Source organism: Corynebacterium sp. c24Ua_83 (assembly GCF_039907245.1).
GTDB lineage: Bacteria > Actinomycetota > Actinomycetes > Mycobacteriales > Mycobacteriaceae > Corynebacterium.
In genome coordinates, this window is sequence record NZ_JASBOI010000002.1 from 206,949 (window position 1) to 227,617 (window position 20,669).

Annotated in this window: 15 protein-coding genes; 8 read left to right on the forward strand and 7 right to left on the reverse strand. The window is 62.6% G+C overall.

Translation table 11 applies throughout. From position 1 onward, the window contains the following. The first annotated feature begins 16 nt into the window (after positions 1 to 16). From sigE to tatB, 3 genes are all read left to right on the forward strand, one after another. Positions 17 to 607, forward strand: a complete 591-nt coding sequence (gene sigE / locus QKE30_RS02585; protein WP_239200106.1) for an RNA polymerase sigma factor SigE — start codon at positions 17 to 19, stop codon at positions 605 to 607. Between the two features lie 90 nt (positions 608 to 697). Further along, on the forward strand, positions 698 to 1,066 hold the full coding sequence (locus QKE30_RS02590; RefSeq protein ID WP_071057091.1) for a zf-HC2 domain-containing protein: 369 nt from the start codon (positions 698 to 700) through the stop codon (positions 1,064 to 1,066). A gap of 36 nt (positions 1,067 to 1,102) precedes the next feature. Next, positions 1,103 to 1,690: a Sec-independent protein translocase subunit TatB gene (gene tatB / locus QKE30_RS02595; protein ID WP_071057090.1), complete on the forward strand. Its 588-nt coding sequence runs from the start codon at positions 1,103 to 1,105 to the stop codon at positions 1,688 to 1,690. A gap of 41 nt (positions 1,691 to 1,731) precedes the next feature. On the opposite strand, the gene QKE30_RS02600 is transcribed toward tatB, so the two are convergent. The 3 genes from QKE30_RS02600 to QKE30_RS02610 form a co-directional block, all read right to left on the reverse strand. After that, the gene (locus QKE30_RS02600; RefSeq protein WP_071057088.1) at positions 1,732 to 2,862 is read right to left on the reverse strand and encodes an Mrp/NBP35 family ATP-binding protein; all 1,131 of its coding nucleotides are present in this window, start codon (positions 2,860 to 2,862) and stop codon (positions 1,732 to 1,734) included. Between the two features lie 65 nt (positions 2,863 to 2,927). Continuing rightward, positions 2,928 to 3,464: a DUF1003 domain-containing protein gene (locus QKE30_RS02605; RefSeq protein WP_071057086.1), complete on the reverse strand. Its 537-nt coding sequence runs from the start codon at positions 3,462 to 3,464 to the stop codon at positions 2,928 to 2,930. Between the two features lie 7 nt (positions 3,465 to 3,471). Continuing rightward, positions 3,472 to 4,815, reverse strand: a complete 1,344-nt coding sequence (locus QKE30_RS02610; protein WP_071057084.1) for a CBS domain-containing protein — start codon at positions 4,813 to 4,815, stop codon at positions 3,472 to 3,474. Positions 4,816 to 4,916: 101 nt separating this feature from the next. On the opposite strand from QKE30_RS02610, the gene QKE30_RS02615 reads away from it, so the two are divergent. Further along, positions 4,917 to 5,516, forward strand: coding sequence for a hypothetical protein (locus tag QKE30_RS02615; RefSeq protein WP_347934023.1), 600 nt, complete (start codon positions 4,917 to 4,919; stop codon positions 5,514 to 5,516). A 133-nt stretch (positions 5,517 to 5,649) separates the two neighbouring features. Here QKE30_RS02615 and QKE30_RS02620 read toward each other — a convergent pair whose 3' ends face one another. From QKE30_RS02620 to QKE30_RS02630, 3 genes are read right to left on the reverse strand one after another with little or no spacing between them, the layout of a single operon-like run. Next, the gene (locus tag QKE30_RS02620; RefSeq protein ID WP_071057080.1) at positions 5,650 to 9,345 is read right to left on the reverse strand and encodes a multifunctional oxoglutarate decarboxylase/oxoglutarate dehydrogenase thiamine pyrophosphate-binding subunit/dihydrolipoyllysine-residue succinyltransferase subunit; all 3,696 of its coding nucleotides are present in this window, start codon (positions 9,343 to 9,345) and stop codon (positions 5,650 to 5,652) included. Positions 9,346 to 9,398: 53 nt separating this feature from the next. Further along, entirely contained in the window at positions 9,399 to 12,899 is a 3,501-nt protein-coding gene (locus QKE30_RS02625; protein ID WP_347934024.1) for an ABC transporter ATP-binding protein, read from the reverse strand. A gap of 41 nt (positions 12,900 to 12,940) precedes the next feature. Further along, positions 12,941 to 13,708 (reverse strand): hypothetical protein, encoded by a 768-nt coding sequence (locus QKE30_RS02630; protein ID WP_347934026.1) that lies wholly within the window; start codon positions 13,706 to 13,708, stop codon positions 12,941 to 12,943. 86 nt (positions 13,709 to 13,794) lie between these two features. Here QKE30_RS02630 and QKE30_RS02635 point away from each other — a divergent pair, with 86 nt between their 5' ends. Continuing rightward, a complete protein-coding gene (locus QKE30_RS02635) occupies positions 13,795 to 15,309 on the forward strand; it encodes a carboxylesterase/lipase family protein (RefSeq protein WP_347934027.1) in 1,515 nt (504 codons plus the stop codon). Between the two features lie 233 nt (positions 15,310 to 15,542). Continuing rightward, the gene (locus QKE30_RS02640) at positions 15,543 to 16,331 is read left to right on the forward strand and encodes a hypothetical protein (protein ID WP_347934075.1); all 789 of its coding nucleotides are present in this window, start codon (positions 15,543 to 15,545) and stop codon (positions 16,329 to 16,331) included. A gap of 1 nt (position 16,332) precedes the next feature. Here the strand turns inward: QKE30_RS02640 and QKE30_RS02645 are convergent, their stop codons facing one another. After that, positions 16,333 to 16,758: a hypothetical protein gene (locus QKE30_RS02645; RefSeq protein WP_347934028.1), complete on the reverse strand. Its 426-nt coding sequence runs from the start codon at positions 16,756 to 16,758 to the stop codon at positions 16,333 to 16,335. 374 nt (positions 16,759 to 17,132) lie between these two features. On the opposite strand from QKE30_RS02645, the gene QKE30_RS02650 reads away from it, so the two are divergent. Then, entirely contained in the window at positions 17,133 to 18,449 is a 1,317-nt protein-coding gene (locus tag QKE30_RS02650) for an NAD(P)/FAD-dependent oxidoreductase (RefSeq protein ID WP_297667272.1), read from the forward strand. 93 nt (positions 18,450 to 18,542) lie between these two features. After that, on the forward strand, positions 18,543 to 20,642 hold the full coding sequence (locus tag QKE30_RS02655) for a DEAD/DEAH box helicase (RefSeq protein ID WP_347934029.1): 2,100 nt from the start codon (positions 18,543 to 18,545) through the stop codon (positions 20,640 to 20,642). Positions 20,643 to 20,669: the final 27 nt, after the last annotated feature.

A 20,669-nucleotide genomic window follows, 5' to 3' on the forward strand; every position in this document is an offset into this window, starting at 1 on the left:
ACGACTAGCCATAATTATGGTCATGAACGCAGACCAGAACCCCGTTCCGCGAACCACCGCCGAGTTCGACGCAGGGACGGGTGAGCTTCCGACCTGGGGGGAACTGGTCGCGGAGCACGCCGACAGTGTGTACCGCCTGGCCTACCGGCTCGCGGGTAACCAGCAAGATGCAGAAGACCTCACGCAGGATACGTTTATGCGTGTCTTCCGCAGCCTGAAGAGCTACCAGCCGGGCACCTTTGAAGGCTGGCTGCACCGCATCACCACCAACCTGTTCCTAGACATGGTCCGGCGCCGCGCGAAGATCCGCATGGAGGCGCTGCCGGAGGATTACGACCGCATCGAAGGCGGCATCGCCGACCCCGCGGCCACGTTCGAGCTCAACAACCTCGACCCGGCGCTGGAGCAGGCGCTGGATCAGCTGGCTCCCGAATACCGCGTGGCGGTCGTCCTGTGCGACGGGCTGGGCATGAGCTACGACGAGATTTCCCAGACCCTCGGCATCAAGATGGGCACCGTCCGCTCCCGCATCCACCGCGCCCGCGCGCAACTTCGGGGTAACCTGGAGCGTAACCAAGGCGAACTGGTTTTCACCGGCCAGGCCTAGCTCGGTCTAGGTCTGGCTTAGCTGCTACCGGCAGCTAAGAAACGTTGAACGCAACCGCAACTGGGACATGCAGAAAGGCAGGTAGGGCACGTGACATCTTTCGTAGAGAATTTTCCGGGGGAGCTGTCCGTAGACCACCTGTCCACCGAAGCCATCGCCGCACTGGTTGATGGGGAGCTATCCCGCCGCGCCGAACACCGCGCAAAGATCCACCTGGTGCACTGCGAAACCTGCCGTGCGGAGGTGCGCGCTCAACGCAGCGCAGCGCACCGCCTGCGGGAGCACGCCTCGGCGGTGCACACCCCCGGCGGACTGATGGAAAAGCTGCAGCGCATTCCGGATGAGTGCGACGAAGACGAGGCCCCGCATCGCTTCTCTGTCGATGGCTGCCGCCGCCCCGAAACTCTCGTCGACCGCGTAGATCTGCTGCTGCGGAAGCTCTCCTTCCTCGGCAAGTAAAGTGAAAGTCTCTACGGAGTAAGTTAGGTTAGACAGGTGTTTTCCAATGTAGGTTGGGGCGAAGTCCTCGTACTCTTGATCGTTGCGCTGTTTCTAATCGGCCCGGAGCGCCTGCCGGGGCTCATCAAGGAAGCCCGCGCGATGTTGCTGGCGGTGCGTAAGGCCGTATCGCAGGCAAAGGAACAGATCGACGGGGAGCTGGGGGAGGACTTCCGGGAGTTTTCCAAGCCGCTGCAAGAGCTCAACTCGGTGCGCCAGATGGGCGCGAAGGGCTTCATCACCAAGACGCTTCTGGATGACGACGATAGCTTCCTGACCTCCTTCAACGAGACGAAGCAGGATGTGAAGGACACCGTCGATACGGTGCGCAAGCCGAACCTGCGCGAGTCCCTTAAGGCCGACAAGAACAAGAGTTCCGCGCAGTCCCAGCCCGCCCCTGCCAGTGGTAGTGCGGACAACGGCGGGATTGCTGTGACCCAGCAGTCCAACGCAGGAGAGTCCCGCTCCGGCCTCGATTCCCCAGTCGCCGATGCCGCCGAGCAGCTGACGGGGGATGCGGGGAACACGGATTCTGCTAAAGAAAAGCCCTCCGCACCCGGCTACGGGTGGGAGGACGTGACCTAAGGCTCTTTGTTTAGGCGCTGTGCCTGTTTCGCCTGTTTCGTTTATTTCTTTGTGACGCCGAGGTTCAGCGACTTACCTGCCAGCGAACTGCGGCGCACCGCCAGCTGATCGGCGATTCCGCCGAAGGCGATGGCGGCCGGCGAGTTCGGCTCGGACAGCACAATTGGGTTGCCCAGGTCGCCGCCGACGCGCAGGTTCGGATCCAGCGGGATCTGGCCCATCAGTGGCACCTTGGCGCCGGTGATCTGGGAAAGGCGATCAGCGACGAACTGGCCGCCACCGGAGCCGAATACCTCCATGCGGGAGCCGTCCGGCATGTCCATCCAGCTCATGTTCTCGATCACGCCGCCGATGCGCTGGCGGGTCTGCTGGGAAATCGAGCCGGCACGCTCTGCAACCTCCGCGGCGGCGGCCTGCGGGGTGGTGACGATCAGCAGCTCGGCATTCGGCACCAGCTGTGCCACCGAGATCGCCACGTCGCCGGTGCCCGGCGGCAGGTCCAGCAGCAGGATGTCCAGGTCGCCCCAGAAGACGTCGGCCAGGAACTGCTGGATCGCGCGGTGCAGCATCGGGCCACGCCACACGACGGGGGAGTTATCGCCGATGAAGTGGCCGATGGAGATCAGTTTCACGCCGTGCGCCTGCAGCGGCATGATCATTTCGTCTACCTGGTGTGGCTTATCCGTGGAGCCCATGAGGCCGGGGACGGAGTGGCCGTAAATGTCGGCGTCGATCACGCCGACCTTGAGGCCGCGCTTCTGCAAAGCGACGGCGAGGTTTACGGTCACGCTGGACTTGCCCACGCCGCCCTTACCGGAGGCGACTGCAAATACTCGGGTGGTGGAATCGGCCTGGGCGAAGGGGATCACCGGGTCGGCCGAGTCTCCGCGCACCATCTGGCGGATATTTCGGCGCTGCTCGTCGCTCATCACGTCGGTGGTGACCGTGACGTTTTCCACGCCTTCGACGGAAGCCGCGGCCTCGCGCGTCTTCTCCGTCAGGTGGTTCTTCATCGGGCAGCCGGCGATCGTCAGGTAGATCTCCACGGCGACATCACTACCGTTGATGTCGATGGACTTCACCATGCCGAGATCCGTGATCGTGCGGTTTAGTTCAGGATCCTCTACGCGGGATAGCGCGCTGCGTACAGCGGATTCAGTGACTTGGGACATGATGGGTTTCAGTCTATCGAACGACCGGCGAGACGCTAATTTGGCCTCGCCTGCGGGTGCCGGGGTTAGTCCCCGCGCGCATCCCCGCGGGCTTCTTCATCGCGGCGGGAGTCGTTGATCTTGTCGTCGATGCGCTGCAGGATGTCGTTGAGCTCCTCCAGCTCGCGGCGCAGATAATCGCGCGTGACGGTCTCGCCCACGGCAATGCGCACGCTGGCGACCTCGCGGGCCAGGAACTCCGTATCGGCCTTGGTCTCCGCGGCGCGCCGGCGGTCCTCATCCAGGCTGACGCGGTCACGGTCATCTTGGCGGTTTTGCGCCAACAGGATCAGCGGCGCGGCGTAGGCCGCCTGAGTGGAGAAGGCGAGGTTCAGCAGGATGAACGGGTAGGGATCCCAGTTCCACCACATGCCGCCCAGGTTCAGGGCGATCCAGGCGACCACGATGACGGTCTGATAGAAGAGGTACTTGCCGGTTCCCAGAAAGCGGGCGATGTTCTCGGCTACCCGGCCCACTCCATCGCCATCCAGGTTGAACTTCTTCTTCTGGCGAGTGGCATCGGTTGGTGTATCGAGATCCGCGCGGGAAAACTTGCGAGCCATAGTGTGCCTATACCTCCTTCACTTCTGAGTTGGCCGGTGTTGCTGACGGTGTTGACACTGCCGACGTCGCCGACGTCGCCGACGCTGTCGGAGAATCCACACGCCAGTCTTCCTCACGCCAGTCCTCTGGCAGCATGTGGTCCAGCAGGTCATCGACGCTCACGGCTCCCAGCAGGTGCTGGTCGTGGTCCAGCACTGGGCCGCACACCAGGTTGTATGTCGCAAAGTAGCGCGCCGCGGTCTCCTGACTATCTTCGGCGAACAACGCCGGCAGCTCCAGATCCAGGATGCCGCCGATCAGGGAGGACGGGGGTTCGCGCAGCAACTTCTGTAGGTGGACACAGCCCAGATACTTGCCTGTCGGGGTGGCCTGGGGAGGCCGCACAACAAAGATCAGGGAGGACAGGGATGTCGGCAACTCTGGGTTGCGCGCGTGGGCGAGAGCTTCGGCGACGGTGGCCTGGGGCGTCAAAATGATCGGCTCGGGCGTCATCAACGCACCCACAGTTTCGGGCGAGAAGTCCATGAGACGACGGACGGGCTCCGACTCCTCGGGATCCATCAGCTCCAGCAGGACGTCCGAGGTGTCCTCCGGCAGCTCGGCCAGAATATCGGCGGCATCGTCCGGATCCATCTCCTCCAGGACGTCCGCGGCGCGCTCGATGTTCAGGTGTTCAAGAATCGCCGCCTGATCGTCGTCCGGCATCTCCGCCAGCACGTCCGCCAGACGCTCATCGTCCAGCTCGGAGGCGATCTTGTTGCGTCGCGCATCGTCCATCTCCACCAGGGCGTTCGCCACGTCGGCGTTACGCATTTGTTGGAACGAGGCGATCAGCTCCGCATCCTGGTTCACCGCGCCCGTGCCCGAGGCGTGGAGACCCTGGATGTGTTCGATAGGGATGACGTCGATTGACGTCTTGCGACCCAGGCGGCTGCGCTGAGTCACTGCCAGATTGCGGATTTTCCATTCACGGCGACGGCTACGGGTGAGCTCTACGTCCGTGATCTCCACGGCCTTGCCATGCAGTTCCTCGTGTGCTGGATCGTCCGTGTGCACCTTTGAACCAATGAGGTCCTCGAAGATCGTCAGCTCTGCAGAGCGGGACTTAAAGGGCCGCAGGTTCACGGAACTCGACGTGGTGGTGATGTCCGTGCCGGTGATCGTTGCGATGCGGAGCATCGGGAGGAAGATCTTGCGTTTGTTCGCAATCTCCACCACCAAGCCCAAGGCAGTCGCATTGTCGCCGTGGATGGTGATGACGACATCGCGGACACGGCCGACGGACTCGCCGTCTGGCCCCAGAACAACAAGGCCAGCCAAACGTCCTGCATAAACACGACTAGTACTCATGGGTACTTAGGTTACTTCATAGCCCCTTCGGGGTAGAATGTGGCGAGTTAGAAGGCGTTTGGATAGCGTACAGCGAACAAAGGGGCACGAGAGAGATGCGAATGCTGGGCGGGCGAAACGTGGCGTCAATAATCGCGACAGCAACCTGCCTGGCAGCCATCGGCGGCTTGACGGCCTGTGCCGAAGAACAGCCCGAGCCCTTCCTGATTGGGGTGCCGGAGAAGTCAGTAGACGACGCACCTATGCCCGAGCGCTACGCCGATGCTTTCGCGCGCTACCTGGTGCGAGAGCTCAATGAAGAGGATCGCAAGGGGGAGCGAGAGCTGGTGCCGGCGGATCAGCGGGTTCGGCAGCTGCGCACCGGGGAGATCAACGTTACCTTCGGCTGTACGGGGGAGCTGCTGGACCTACTAGACCGCAACCGGGCGAAGGAGCTGCGGCAGGAACTGAAGAAGGCAGGCAGCGGGGAAGGCGTCGGCGGGGAAGAGGTGGATGAGAAAGCCCTCGTCTACGACGAACTGCTGAGTTCCCTGCCGCAGGAGGTTGGCGCGAGTTTGCCCGGGGATGCCACCCCCTGCTCGGATAGTTCGCTACCGCAAAACGCAGTGGTGCTGTACGCGAAGCGGGTGGTCGGGCGCGATGAAATCCGACAGTTGAACTCCGTCACGCAGGGGACGTCGATGGAGATGCTCGGGGCCTAGGAGCAGCCGCTGCCTGTGGCTGTATGAGGCGCGCAGCGCGAAAGAGCCCGCCACGTGAACCTTGGAGGTTCGTGGCGGGCTCTTGGGCTTGCTTGGGCGCTAGCGCGGGGCTAACGCCTGGCGGGGGAGCGCTTTACTCGAAAGCTTCCTCCAGCAGCTGCTTCTGCTCCAGCTGGTGCACCTTCGCAACACCGGTTGCGGTGGAGGACTGTGCACGGCGGGACACGCGCTTCATCTTGATACCCGGGATGTGCTCCGGCAGCTGCAGAGCCAGGAACGGCCACGGGCCTTGGTTGGCCGGCTCGTCCTGAACCCAGCGCACCTCGGCGTTCGGGTAGTTATCCAGCGCATCCTGGATGCGGTTGAACGGAATCGGGTGCAGCATCTCCACGCGAACGATGGCGACATCGTCGCGGCCGTCTGCCTGACGCTTCTTCTCCAGATCCCAGTAGATCTTGCCCGAGCACATCAGGACGGTCTTGACGTTCTCGTTCTTGCCGTTCTGGTTCGGATCGTCGATCACGGACTGGAACTTCTTCACCTCGGTGAAGTCCTCCACGGAGGAAACAGCCATCTTGTTGCGCAGCATCGACTTCGGGGTGAAGACGACCAGCGGGCGCTTCAGGGAGCCCAGAGCGTGGCGGCGCAGCAGGTGGAAGTAGTTCGCCGGGGTGGACGGCTGGGCGATGGTCCAGGAGCCCTCAGCGGACATCTGCAGGAAACGCTCGATGCGGGCGGAGGAGTGGTCCGGACCCTGGCCCTCGTAGCCGTGCGGCAGCAGCAGTACCAGGGAGGAAACCTGACCCCACTTGGCCTCGCCGGAGGAGACGTACTCGTCGATGATGGTCTGGGCGCCGTTGGCGAAGTCGCCGAACTGAGCCTCCCAAGCCACCAGGGCATCCGGGTTACCCACCGAGTAGCCGTACTCGAAGCCCATGCCCGCGTACTCGGTCAGAGCGGAATTGTAGGCCTCGAAGCCGCCGCCCTTACCGGATTCGCGTGCGAGCTCCTCCAGCGGGCTGTAGCGGTCGTGGTCGTCGTGGTCGAAGAGGATGGCGTGGCGCTGGGTGAAGGTACCGCGCAGGGAATCCTCACCAACCAGGCGCACCAGTTTGCCACCGTCAACCAGGGAGCCGAAGGCCAGCAGCTCGGCGAAGCCCCAGTCGATCTTGCCGTTGCGGGACATTTCTTTGCGGCGCTTGATCACCGGCTTTACGCGCGGGTGCGGGGTGATGTGATCAGGAACATCGGCAAACAGGTCGCCGATGTGCTCGATGAGCTCGCGATCCACAGAGGTATCCAGGCCACGCGGCAGCTCCTGGGAACCGGTAATGCCGCTCTGCTCCTTCGGCTTGGCGCCCTTCTCGGCCTCGCGTACCTGGGTGAACACGGTCTCCAGCTGCTCGTGGAAGTCGCGCTGGACGCGCTCGATGTCTTCCTCGGTCAGGTCGCCGCGGCCCAGCAGGGTCTCGGTGTACTGATCACGGGAGCTCTTCGTATCACCAATCAGCTTGTACATCAGCGGCTGGGTCATTGACGGATCGTCGGCCTCGTTGTGGCCGCGACGGCGGTAGGTAACCAGGTCGATGAATACGTCCTTGCCGAAGCGGTTGCGGTAATCCACAGCCAGGTGTGCCACCCATACGACTGCCTCTGGGTCGTCGCCGTTGACGTGGAATACCGGGCTGTCGAAGCCCTTCGCCAGGTCGGTGGCGTAGTGGGTGGAACGACCGGCATCCGGGGTGGTGGTGAAGCCGATCTGGTTGTTCACGATGATGTGGACGGTACCGCCGACCTCGTAGGCCTCCAGGCGAGCCAGGTTGATGGTCTCCTGCACAATGCCCAGGCCGGTGAAGGCAGCGTCGCCGTGCAGCAGCAGCGGCATGACGGTGTGCTTCTCGTGCAGCTGATCCTGCTTGGCGCGGGCAATGCCCTCCATGACCGGGTTCACGGCCTCCAGGTGGGAGGGGTTGGCGGCCAGGTAGATGTCGATCTCGTTGTCGCCGAACATCTGGTGGTAGTGGCCCTCTTGGCCCAGGTGGTACTTCACGTCGCCGGAACCGCCAGCAGCGCCCGGATCGATGTTGCCCTCGAACTCGGTGAAGATCTGTGCGTAGGGCTTGCCCACGATGTTGGCCAGCACGTTCAGGCGGCCACGGTGCGGCATGCCGATGATGACCTCGTCCAGAGCTGCGTCGGCAGCGCGGTCGATGGCAGCGTCCATCATCGGGATCAGGGTCTCGGCGCCCTCCAGGGAGAAGCGCTTCTGGCCGACGTACTTGGTCTGCAGGAAGTTCTCGAAAGCCTCGGCGGAGTTCAACTTCTGCAGGATGTACTTCTGCTGTGCCGGGCTGAATCCCTCCTGGCCAGCCTCGATGCGATCCTGCAGCCAGGTGCGCTCTTCGGCGTCCAGAATGTGGGTGTACTCCGAGCCAACCTTGAGGGTGTAGGCCTTGCGCAGGTGGGCAAGAACCTCACGCAGCGTCATGGTCTCGCGGCCAGCGAAACCACCGACGTGGAAGGTGCGGTCGAAGTCCCAGAGGGTCAGGCCGTGGGACTCGATGTCCAGGTCGGAGTGATCCGGGATAGGCAGACCCGGCTGAGTCCACTGCAGCGGGTTGATGTTAGCGATCAGGTGGCCACGGGAGCGGTAGGCCTCGATCAGCTGCATCACGCGGGTGGATTTATCCACGCCGATGTTCGGCAGATCCTGGCTCCAACGGGTCGGGGCGTAGGGCACGCGCATGGCGTGGAAGATCTCGTCCCAGAACTCGTCGTTGATCAGCAGGCGGCTCATCGTGCGCAGGAACTCACCGGACTCCGCACCCTGGATGATGCGGTGGTCGTAGGTGGAGGTGATGGTTACCAGTTTGCCGATGCCCATCTCGCCCAGGCGATCCTCGGATGCGCCCGCGAACTCGGCGGGGTAGTCCATGGAGCCCACGCCGATGATGGCGCCCTGGCCCTTGGTCAGGCGTGGCACGGAGTGGCGGGTGCCGATGCCGCCTGGGTTGGTCAGAGAGATGGTCACGCCGGTGAAGTCGTCCATCGTCAGCTTGCCTTCGCGGCCGCGGTGGACAACGTCCTCGTACTTCTCGATGAACTCGCCGAAGGACATCTTCTCGGCTTCCTTGATGGCAGCAACCACCAGGGAACGCTGACCGTTCTTGCCCACCATGTCGATGGCCAGACCTAGGTTGATGTGCTCCGGGGTAACGAGGGTCGGCTTGCCGTCGACAACCTCGTAGGAGTTGTTCATATCCGGGTGGGCCTTGACGGCCTGCACCAGGGCGTAACCGATGATGTGAGTAAAGCTAATCTTGCCGCCGCCGCGCGCACGCAGGGTCTCGTTGACCATCGCACGGTTTTCGAACATCAGCTTCGCCGGCATATCGCGCACGGACGTAGCCGTCGGGATTTCCAGGGAAGCGTCCATGTTCTTAACTACGGCCCTTGCGGCGCCCCTAATGGGGAACTCGCCAGGCTCCGGTGCCTCCACCGGCTGCTTCGGAGCAGGCGGGGCGGTGCGCTTCGGGGTGGGCTTAACGCTGCTGTCCTGGTTCTGGGATGCAGAACCCTTAGGCTGCTTGCCACCCGCCGTCGTATCCCGGTTGGGGGTGACGGTGTTCTTAGTGGAGCTTTGGCCGCCCGTGGTCTTCTGTGCTCCGTCGCCCGCCGCAGCCTGGGTGTTGCCCGACGAACTTACCGGAGAGGAATTTTTCTCAAAGTAATCGCGCCATTCAGCGTCGACGGACTTTGGGTCTTCCTTGTACTGCTGGTACATCAAATCGACCAGCCACTCGTTTTGACCGAAATTTGCGCTGCTCACAGCAGGTCCTCGCCTCTTTCCTTTATGACTTTAAGTCTCGCCGTTCCACCCTACTACAAACCCTTTGGTGGCCTTAGGGCGGCATTCCACAATTCGGCATATGGTCCGCCGTTTTGTAGTAGGTTGTTATGCTCACCAATTTCGACGATTCGGCCGTGATCCATCACCACGATTGTGTCGGCCCGGGCAGCGGTGCGCAGCCGGTGCGCGACGATGAGCGCGGTGCGGTTGCGAGTCACGCGATTGATTGCCTTGACGATCTGAACTTCCTCCTCGTCGCTGATGTTGGCCGTCGCCTCGTCCAACAACATGATGGTCGGCCGAATGTATTCCGCCCTTGCTAGCGCGATCATGTGTTTTTGCCCGGCGGAGAGCGTGCTCGTTCCGGGGGAGATGCGGGCGCTCAGCCCACCGGGGATCGTCTGCAGAATTCTCTCGCCGCCGATTCGCTTGACCGCCGCCTGCACCTCCGCCAGGTTGGTGTGGTTTGCGTCGTCTGCGCCGTAAGCGATGTTCTCGGCCACGGTTCCGGCAAATAGATGCGGTTCCTGCGGCACGGTGCCGATACAGCGCCGCCAGCCGCGCACGTCGAAGGTTCGGATGTCCGTTCCATCCGCCCGCACGGTTCCCTCCGTAGGGTCCATGAATCGGTTTACTATCCGCAGGAGAGTGCTCTTGCCAGCGCCCGTTGCGCCGACCACCGCCGTGGTGCCGCGGAAGGTGTGGTCGATGTCTAAGGTTGGCTCGCCGGCTTCACTGTGTTCGCCGTGTTCGCCGTGTTTATTGTTTCTGTATTTATATATGACGCCCTCACACCGAATCGCCGGGCCTTTCACAAAGGTCGGTACTTCTGCGTTGCCTGGTGAGGTGATGGCCGGGCGTTCGTTAAGCAGTTCGCGGATTCGGGAGACGCTCACGCTGGCTTGCTGGAACTGATCGAACACCTGGGAGAGCTGTTGGATCGGGCCGAAGAGCATCGTCAGGTAGAGGCTGAATGCGACCAGCGCGCCCTCGGTGGTCTGGCCACTGGCAATGAGGGCTCCGCCGGTGCTGAGTATCGCGGCCTGCGCGAGCTGGGTGAGCAGGTTAATGCCGGGGAAGTACAGACTCACCGCCGTTTGAGAGTGGGTGCGCAGGCGAAGGTATTCGCGGGATTCGTTTTCCAGGCGGGTCTGCAGTGCCGCACCGTAGCCGAAGGCCTGGCCAGTGGGCAGCCCCATGAGGGCTTCCTGGAACGTTGAATTGACCTGGCTGATCTGACTCCTGGCGCGGGTATAGAGGCGGCGGGAAATTATGCGGAACATCACCGTCGCCACCACGATCACCGGTAGGAACAGCGCGACTATTCCGGCCAGGGTCAGGTCAGTGCTAATAAGCATTCCGAGGATGCCAAGAGCCAGGGTGGCCGACACGATCGTTTGGGAAAGTCCGGACTGCAGGAAGTTGGAAAGCGAGTCGATGTCGGTCGTAAGGCGGGTCATGATCCTGCCGCTCGACTGGCGGTGGAACCACAGAAGATCCATTCCGGTGATGTGTCGGAAAAGCCGATTGCGCAGTGTAAAAATCAGCCGTTCGCCGGTCAGCGTGGTGAGCACGGTGTTGGCCACCTGCGCGCCCCAGGAAAGCACGACCACCAGCAAGGCAGCTGCGCAGGTGATCCACAGTGCGCCCATGTCGTTGTCCGCGACTCCGCCGTCGATGGCGTGGCGAATAAAGGTGGGTAGGGCGATGTCTGCGGCGGAGGAGAGAAACAGCGTGACGACCACCGCTGCGATGAGCCCAGGAACCATGGCAAACAAGGTGCGAAGGCGGAAGCTCCCGCCGTCGTCAAGATCCGCGATTCGAGGTTCCACGGATGGATACGTCGCGGGATCGGCTGCGTCTTCGTAGTCGGCCGGTAAATCCGCATCGGGGGCGCTGTCGAAGGCTTTGGAGGTTTCGGCTGCGACTGGGGCTGAATCAGCCGCAATTGTCTGCAGAGCTGCAGGCAGGGAAATCGTCTGGTCAGGATCGCGGAAGCCGCCGTCCGCGCGGTGGCTGATGTAAATCACCGTTGGGTGGGACACAGCGGTGCGGAGGTTAGCCAGAATCTGGGCCTCGGTGGCCTGGTCGATGGCCGAGGTGGCGTCGTCGAAGATTATCGTGTGCGGGGCTCTCAGCAGCACCCGTGCGATAGCGATGCGCTGGCGCTGCCCGCCGGAGAGCGTGATGCCCCGCTCGCCGACGATGGCATCCAGCCCGCCCGCCTCGCGGATGAAGCGATCGGCGCAGGCCAGCCGGGCGGCTTCCCAGATCTCTGCCTCCGTGGCCGAGTAGCCGAGCAGAATGTTCTCCCGGATCGTCACGGAATAGAGGAATGCCTCGTCCATCACCAGCGCTGGCCGGTCGGATTCTTCAACTTCCAGCAGCGGAATCGGTGTGCCGTCGGCGGCACTCACCACCTGGATGCCCGCCGCATCCTGGGTGTTCAAGCCGGCCAAGGCGTGCGCTAGGCGGGTCTTTCCCGAAGCCACCGGGCCTTCCACGATCGTCGTGCTTGACGGTGAGATGCTCAGCCGAATCGGGGGTTGTCCCGGGGCGATTGGAACGCTGCCGACAAACCCCATGGGGTCGCGCACAGGAGTGGTGCCGGTGGGGCGCGGCGGGGCGTCAATAATCTCGAAAATACGATCCGCACACGGTTGGGTGACGTGTACATTGACGAGCGTCCCCGCAGCCATGCGAGTAAGCCGGGCAAGCATGGTGATGAACGTGGAGACCGCCAGGAAGTCACCAACGCTGATCGCTCCGCGCATGGCCAGCCAACCGCCCAGTGCAATCGCCGCCACCAGCGCCACGTTCGGCAGGGCGGAAAGAGCGGGCTGGAAGACGGCGCTGAGCTTGCCTACGCGCATGTTAATGCCGTACTGCCGGGCGGATTCGCGCCGGTAGCGGCCAATCTCGCGTGGCTCCTGGGCGAAGCTCTTCATCACCTGCACACCGGAAACAGTGCGTTCAACCTGCTCCGCTACCACCGCTGCTTGGCGCTGCGAAGCTAGGGACGGGCCGTACAGTTTTGTACGCGAGGCATAAGCCACGGCGAAAAGCAGCGGGATCTGCACCGTAACAATCCCGGCGATGGGCGGGGAAATCCACAGCACCACGGCGAAGATCAGCACCAGCTCGAGAATGCTGGAAGCCATCAGCGGGAGCATCGCGACCATGCCCTGCACCTTCGTCAGATCCGTGATGGTGCGCGAGATCACCTGGCCGGTGCCGAAAGACCGCGCTGCGTCCTCGTCAACTGCCTGGATCGCCGCAAACATCCGAGTGCGCAGACTGTGCTGAGTGCGCACGCTGAACGTGCCAGAGAGGAAACGCCGCAACGCCTGCGTAACGAAACGCGCGCAGGCTACCGCCACCAGCAACCCGATCGCGCGCGTGCTGCCGTCCACGGAAGCGCCAGCGAGCAGCGGCAACAGCAGCTCAATAGCGGGCAAGAGCACGGAGAAAACCACCACAGCGGCGAATAACCACCGGTGGCGACGGGCGGATTCTCGGATGACTCTGAACACGGCGATGATTCTAACGCGGGGGTCGGACAACCCCCGACGAGCTAGAAGATCTCGTCGGCCTCGCGGATGAAGACGTGCACGTTGTCGACCATGCGCTCTGCGATCTTCCGGTTGGCCTTCGCCCCCAGGTAAGCGCCGACGCCGAACGGCAGAACCTTCTTAAACATTGCCCCGCCGAAACTCTTGCGTACCTGGCGGAATGCGAAGCGCCCCAGGACGTTGTTGGCCTGCTTTAGCTCGACAGAGCCAGCTTTGCGCAGCTTGCGCGCACCGCGCAGCCGGTTGGCGGCCTGCAGCGAGCTAAAGGTACGGTCTTCGGCCAGCGCCTGCACCAGCTCCTTGGCCGTAGCCCCGGAGATCGCCAGGTACACCACCGCACGGCGAGTCTCCTCCTTGGAGATGTCGATGCCATTCAACTCGGCGGAGGCCAGGGCGTAGAGCGCACAAACCTCAATGAGCAGCGCGGATTCCGCCGCGATGCCTGCCAGGGAGAGCAGCGTACCCACGCCTGGGACTGCGGCCACGCCGCCGGTGCCCGCGCCGGAGCCCGTGGCCAGGTTCTTAAAGTGCGTGTCTAGAACCTCCTGTCGGCGCTGGGGTGTGGCGTCACCATGCTTCTTCTCGATCTTCGTCACATAGGACCGGATGAGCGGCTCCTGGACAGAAACCGTGCGATCGATTGCCTCGAAGAAGCGGCGAGCGAACGGCCCGGAAGGATAGGGCGCACGCCGCGCCTGCTGGATGAGCTCAGAGGTAGCGGTGGCCTCGTCACGCGGTTGATCGGACTTGCCGAAGTTGAGAATTCCCATGGGCACCAACAGTAGGCCAAAAGCGCGCCGGCGGTGGACAGGCGCTTGCACGACCGTTGGCAGGCGTTAGAGCTTAGGATGGTGAAATGATGAATCAGGACGGCGTGCGGGTAGAGACCACGGGTGGGGTCCTCCGCGGAATCCGGGTGGACGGCGTGCGGACATGGCGTGGCATCCCATTTGGTGCCGCGGAACGCTGGAAAGCCCCACGCCCGGTGCGCTGGCAAGGGGAGTGGTCGGCGGAAGAATACGGGAACGTCGCACCCCAGACGGCCTACAACTGGAAAGACGAAGTCATCGGCGACGAGGACTGCCTGAACCTGGATATCGTCCGGCCAGATACGGACGCCAAGCTGCCAGTTGTGGTGTTCCTACACGGCGGCGGGTTCTTCGCCGGGGCTTCCCACACCGCAGTGCTGCGTGGGCATAACTTCGCCAAAGAACTGGATGTGGTTTACGTCGCTCTGAACTTCCGGCTTGGCGCGCTGGGGTATGTGGACATGAGCTCCCTGGACGTCCCCGACGCAGCGAGCTGCGAACCCAACCCCGCGACCCGCGACCAGCTCCTGGCGCTGGAATGGGTGCGAAAGAACATCGCGGGATTCGGGGGCGATCCGGACAATGTGGTCCTGATGGGCGAATCCGCAGGCGGGACTTCCGCCGCCGCTCTGATGACCATTCCTACAGCACGGGGCTTATTTCACCGGGTGATTCTGCAGTCGGCGCCCGTGATGAGCGTGCACACCAACGCCCAGTCGAACCTCTGGGCACGCAAGCTCACGCAGTATTCCGGACTGGTTCCGCGCACAACCTCCATCGCCGAGTTGCGCGCTTTGCCCTTCGCCGACGTAGTGCGCGCCGGGCAGCAGATGCTGTGGCGGGGCCGTGGATTGCGGGAGATGAATATGGCATTCGGCATCGCCATCGACGGCGAACTGCTCGCCGACCACCCTTTGGGAATCTTCGAGCGCGCCGAACACCAGCGGATCCCGTTGCTCATTGGGACCAACAACGACGAGCTATCCGCCGCACAAATGCTGTTCTTCTCTAAGAATGCTCGTATAAGGGCAGCTCGGACGATGTTGCGCGCCCACGATCCCGTACTAGCCGAGCAGATCGAAACCGCCTATGGGGACATAGGGCGCCGCGGGGTGTTCGCCCAAATGCTTGCCGACGCCGTGTTCTGGTCACAGTCCATCCGACTCGCCGAGCTGCACCAGGCGGCCGGGGCGCCCGTGTGGATGTATCGCTTTGACTATGCCCCGGCGATGTTACGGCGGCTCGGGGTGGGTGCGATGCACTCGATGGAGCTGTCGGCTCTTTTTGGTGACGCCAAGTCCTCGAAAGCCAGCTTCGTTTTGGGAGGGGAGATGGCCGCGGTCTCCGAGCACATGCAACGGGCCTGGAAGAGGTTTATCTGGGGCGCGGACCCGGGCTGGGCGCGTTACTCGCTGGAAAACCGGGCGACGCAGGTGTTTGAGCGAGAGATGAGGCTGGAAGAAGATCCTCGCGCGGAGTTTCGCCGGGTGTGGGAGAAGTTCGACATGGGAGGTTGGGAAGGTGATGAAAGCTCCGTGGCGATGCCCAGGCCAGGCCGCTAGTGCGGGCACGGAGCGACTGACACGGCAGGGGTGCGGTGGGTCGACGGCGGGGTGCGGCGGGCACACGGGAAGTTCAAAGTGAGTTCATGAGGGGGGCTAATCACCCGATTGGTTTTGCATGGAGACGTGTTGTCCGGGATCGGGTTAATATGGTGCTCAAGTCTCGGAATGCACGTTCGCTTCGGACTGAAACACCTCATAAAACACTAGGAAATACTAGGGAGACGTTGGCTGTGGGTTTCTACGAGGACATTGCTCAGGCGCTGGATACTGAGGGTATTGAGTCGCGAGTAAACGACGACATGTTGTTTGTACCGATCGCTCCGGAGCTGGAGATTCATTTTCAGCAGATCGAGCAGACGAGCACCACGGCAGGCATCAACTCGGCGAATGTGTTCATGGCCAAGGGGGAGCTCGACGAGGTTGCAGGCATTGAGGAGTTTGAGGACACCCTGGTCGGCGTGGTGTTCTCCGTAGAGGCCGCCGTTGCGGTGGTGGCACAGTATATTGCGACTGACCAGTGCATTACCGTGCTGCATGACCTGCTGGAAGGCACCGACGATCGCATCTCCGACCTGGAGTTTGAGCAGGATCTAATTGAGCCGATGCTGGCGCGCGCAGAGGTGGGCAATGGCTCCCTGATCACCGTGATGCTGGGCTCCGGAACTGACGAGCCCGAAGCGACCGTGACCTTTGTGACCTTCGGCGAGGAGTACGACGAGCTGGTGGCACAGGCTGAGGCCGAGCTGGATAGCGACGAGACCTTAAGCGACTTCGAGCGCGAAGTTATGTATCAGAATGTCCTCGAGGATGCCGCCGAGATGACCCAGGAGGTTCTGGAGCTGGGTACCTTCACGGACTTCGATCAGCTCTTTGACGCCCTGGCGGTCGCACAGGTGCAGGCCACCGAGTGGGAAGAGCTGTTGGTCCCGTTAGAGGACGAGTTTGACTACTACGACGACGAGTTTGACGACGAGGACTCTGACGACGAGGACGGGGACGCAGCAGAGGACAAGGACTAGCTCACGCGGCGCGCGGAGCCGGAGCCTTGCCGGCCTGCAGATCCTCCTGCGTCATCAGCGCATGCCACGTCAGGCTAACTTGAGCCTGATGTTTGCGATCCCGGAATTCCTGCGGATCCTCCCGCACAGTCCACGCCTGTCCCAGGATGAACTTCAGCAGGCGGGCGGACTCATTGTGCATCCACTGTGGACACTCCACCGACACCGTGACCAGGAACAAGTCCTGTCCCTCCGGTGCCTGCTGCCCACTTAGTCTGTGCCACAGTAGAGAGGTCATGCGCCGCCGCGAAACGTGCACCATTGCCGTGGAATCACCGGCCTCTACTGTGAAGCGAGGCGCCTGCCAACCAGGGGTAATGCGGATCAGGCTACGCGGATGGCGCAACATGGCGCGGGCCTCCGCCGCTGCGCGGTGAGGCTCGCTCAAAGCGAAACTCCGAGCTGATGGGCGCTGGTTAGCTGGGCGCGGGTTAGCTGAGCGGGGGATTGGTGTGCGCCGGGTGGTGATGCGAGACTTCATGGTGGCTCACTTCCTTACTTGTGTTGATCATCCGAGCCAGACCTCCGCTGCGGAGACCCGCCAGCAGTGGTCTGCGTTCAGGAATGCAGAGTAGGCAACGGGGTGGACAAGGTGGCGTCACTAAGAAAAGGAATAGAACACACAATCGAATAAGGGAAGATGTTGCAAGCGACCGACGACAATAGCCGGTGCGATAGCATGGGCGCAGCAGGTGCGCGAGCGCAGGCGGAAACAGCAGGCGGAAACAGCAGGCGAGGAAAGACAGGTTAGGGAGCAGCGACATGGCGGAAACCACAGCCAATGTAGCCATCGTAGGAGGCGGGCTAGCCGGACTCGCCGCAGTGCGAACCCTGCATAAAAGTGGCGTGAACTGCACAGTCTTTGAAGCCAGTGACAGCCTTGGCGGGCGCGTGCGCAGCGAGAAGATCGACGGCGTAACCGTCGACCACGGGCTGCAGACCTTCAACTCGTGGTACCCGGCGGTTAAAGAAATCCTGCAGCCAGGGGAGTACGCCGCGCTGGGGATCCGCTACTTCCAGCCCGCGATCCAAACCCTCACCGACGATGGGTTGGCGCTGATCTGCGACCCGATCCGCGCGCCGCACCTGATTCCCAACCTTATGCGTTCGAAGGCGCGCAGCGCCCTATCCTTCCGGGACCTTCTGGCCCTAAGGCGCTGGCTAAAGTCCGAGCTTTCCCACCGCTCTAGCCTCGAGCTGCGCAGCATCAAGCAGAAGTACATAGACGAGGACGTGAAGACCTGCGAATCGCTGGACCAGCGGGGTGTGCGCCGACGCACCCGGGCTGTGGCCATCGACCCGTTGTTGCGCGCATTCCTGTTCGATGCGGAAAACGAGTCTTCCGCGATTTTCGCCAAGTGGATGGTCGCCACGATGCTGCGCGGCAACCTGGCAGTGCTGGAAAACGGCATGGGCGAACTATCGGCGGCGCTCGCGCGCGTGCCGGGGGCTGAGTTCCGGTTGAACTCGCCGGTAACTGCCCTCGAGGAGGATGGCGACGGGGTACGGGTGACGGTCAACGGGGCGGAGACCGAACACTTCTCACACGTCATCGTAGCCGTCGATCCGCGGCGGGAATCCGAGCTGCTGGGCTCGCCGGAAGTGCCCACGACCAGCGTTTCTTCCTGGTGGTTCGTGTCCGACGAGCCGGTGATGGACGAAGGCCTGCTGACTGTGGATGGCACTCGCAGCACCCCCATTACGTCGGCTACGGAGGTTACCGCCGCCGCCCCCAGCTATGCGCCGGGCAAGCACCTGGTGGCCGCTAACCACGTGCACCCGCGCAGTTCGAATCCTGCTGAGGGCCCGTCGGTGGCTGAGGTGCAGCGCGGTCTGGGCTCGCTGTTTGGCGTAGATTCTTCCGGTTGGGAGCTAGTTAAGGAGCAGAGGTTTATTGACGCCATCCCGCTCATCCTCCCGCAAAGCCTGCAACGCATAGGCAAGGAACTGGGGGAGCGGGAACTCCAAGGCGGTCGCATCGCTCTGGCCGGTGCCCAGCACGCCACACCGAGTATCGACGGCGTGCTGCGCAGCGGGCAGCGGGCGGCGAACCACGTGATCGCCCAGCTTGAGCTGTAGCTTTAGCTGTGGGGCTGCAAAACCCTGGGGTGCTTTCCAGGGGATTTTGCGTAAATCGCTTTATCGGTCAAGGCAGCGTAGGCTTGGACAACGATGAGTGATACTGAAAACGTCACCGGCGACGTGAACCAGCCGGTTAATGACGAGTCGGTATCTCAGAATGAACTGCAGGGTGGCATCACGGAGAATTCTTCCCAGGATTCTGCCGTGGAAAAGCACGAGCCACGAGATGTGACTAATGAGGCAGTGGAGTCTGAGAACGCCGAAGCGAAAGTTCCAGAAAACGACAATAAGCAAAGCGAAAAACAGGGCGAAGAGCAGCAGCCCTCTTTCGATGGGCTGGGATTGCCCGAAAACGTACTAGCTGCAGTCAAGAAGGTCGGCTTCGAAGTACCTTCCCCGATTCAGGCAGAAACCATTCCGGTGCTCATGGAAGGCCACGACGTGGTCGGCCTCGCACAGACCGGTACCGGTAAGACGGCCGCATTTGCGTTGCCGATTCTGTCGCGTATTGACGTGTCGAAGCGTCACCCCCAAGCCCTTGTATTGGCACCGACGCGCGAGCTTGCGTTGCAGGTTGCCGAGAGCTTCCAATCTTTCTCCGAGCACCTGGGCGGCATCCACGTGCTGCCGATCTACGGCGGCCAGGCCTACGGCGTACAGCTGTCCGGTCTGCGCCGGGGTGCGCACATTGTGGTCGGTACGCCCGGCCGCGTGATCGACCACCTGGAGAAGGGCAGCCTGGATATTTCCGAGCTGCGCTTCATGGTGCTCGACGAGGCAGATGAGATGCTGAACATGGGCTTCCAGGAGGATGTCGAGCGCATCCTGGAGGATACCCCCAGTGAGAAGCAGGTTGCCCTGTTCTCTGCGACGATGCCCTCCGGTATTCGTCGCCTGTCGAAGCAGTACCTGAACGATCCGCAGGAAATCACGGTTAAGGCCACCCAGCGGACCAGCGAAAACATCGAACAGGATTACCTGCTGGTCAGCCACCGCGACAAGCTGGACGCGCTGACCCGCATCCTCGAAGTCACTGAGTTCGAGGCCATGATCATGTTCGTGCGCACGAAGAACGAGACCGAGGAGCTGGCAGAGCGCCTGCGTGCCCGCGGTTTCAACGCGGCCGCCATCAATGGCGATATTCCCCAGAACTTGCGTGAGCGCACCGTGGACCAGCTGAAGGATGGCCGCCTGGACATCCTCGTGGCCACCGACGTTGCCGCCCGTGGCCTGGACGTCGACCGCATCACCCACGTGTTCAACTACGACATTCCGCACGATACCGAGTCCTATGTGCACCGCATTGGCCGCACGGGCCGTGCAGGTCGTAAGGGTCGCGCCATTTTGTTTGTGACGCCCCGTGAACGCCGCCTGCTGAAGGCCATCGAAAGGGCGACCAAGTCTCGGTTGAATGAGATTGAGCTGCCGACGGTGGACGCGGTGAACGAGGCTCGCAAGGAGAAGTTCCGCGACAGCCTGACGGAATCCCTGGCGGACCCGCAGATCGGTATCTTCCGCGACCTGGTGAAGGAGTACGCGGAGTCCAACGAGGTGGAGCTGGCGGATATTGCGGCAGCTCTAGCTGCCCAGCAGCAGGCCGGCGAGGACTTCCTGATGAAGGAGAAGCCGAAGGAGGAGCGCCCGCGCCGCCGCGATCGCTATGGCGACGACAACCGCAGCGGAGGCGGAGCGTACAAGCCCTTCGACGAGCGCTTCAATAAGGAAGCTCCCCGCATCACGGATCGCAACGGCAAGGAGCTGGCGGTGTACCGCCTGTCGGTGGGCCACCGTCAGCGCGTGCGCCCGGGTGCCATCGTCGGTGCCCTGGCCAACGAAGGTGGTATGAACTCTCGCGACTTCGGTCGCATCAGCATCTTCGCGGAGCATTCCCTGGTGGAGCTGCCGGCGGATCTGCCGATGGAGGTGTTCCACGCGCTGGATCAGACCCGCGTTTCGGGCCAGCTGATCAACATTGAGCCGGATCCGGGTGCGCCGGCTGGTCGCCCGGGCAGCCACAAGCGCCAGCACCGCAACGACCGCGGGGATCGTGGTGGACGTGGCGGACGCGGCGGTCACGGTGGCCGTGGCGGACGCAACCGCCGGGATGATCGTGGAGATTGGAACGACCGTGGTGGCCGCGGCGGACGCGGTTTCAAGTCAGACCGCGGGCACCGTGGAGGTTGCCGCTAGACCCTAAGCGGTCAAATGTCGTTAGAA

Bases quoted from the DNA above. Each gene is read 5' to 3' on its own strand.
- QKE30_RS02615 (WP_347934023.1), top strand. From the start codon at position 4,917: ATGCTGGGCGGGCGAAACGTGGCGTCAATAATCGCGACAGCAACCTGC.
- QKE30_RS02600 (WP_071057088.1), bottom strand. From the start codon at position 2,862: ATGTCCCAAGTCACTGAATCCGCTGTACGCAGCGCGCTATCCCGCGTA.
- sigE (WP_239200106.1), top strand. From the start codon at position 17: ATGGTCATGAACGCAGACCAGAACCCCGTTCCGCGAACCACCGCCGAG.
- QKE30_RS02630 (WP_347934026.1), bottom strand. From the start codon at position 13,708: ATGGGAATTCTCAACTTCGGCAAGTCCGATCAACCGCGTGACGAGGCC.
- QKE30_RS02635 (WP_347934027.1), top strand. From the start codon at position 13,795: ATGATGAATCAGGACGGCGTGCGGGTAGAGACCACGGGTGGGGTCCTC.
- QKE30_RS02610 (WP_071057084.1), bottom strand. From the start codon at position 4,815: ATGAGTACTAGTCGTGTTTATGCAGGACGTTTGGCTGGCCTTGTTGTT.
- QKE30_RS02650 (WP_297667272.1), top strand. From the start codon at position 17,133: ATGGCGGAAACCACAGCCAATGTAGCCATCGTAGGAGGCGGGCTAGCC.
- QKE30_RS02605 (WP_071057086.1), bottom strand. From the start codon at position 3,464: ATGGCTCGCAAGTTTTCCCGCGCGGATCTCGATACACCAACCGATGCC.
- QKE30_RS02655 (WP_347934029.1), top strand. From the start codon at position 18,543: ATGAGTGATACTGAAAACGTCACCGGCGACGTGAACCAGCCGGTTAAT.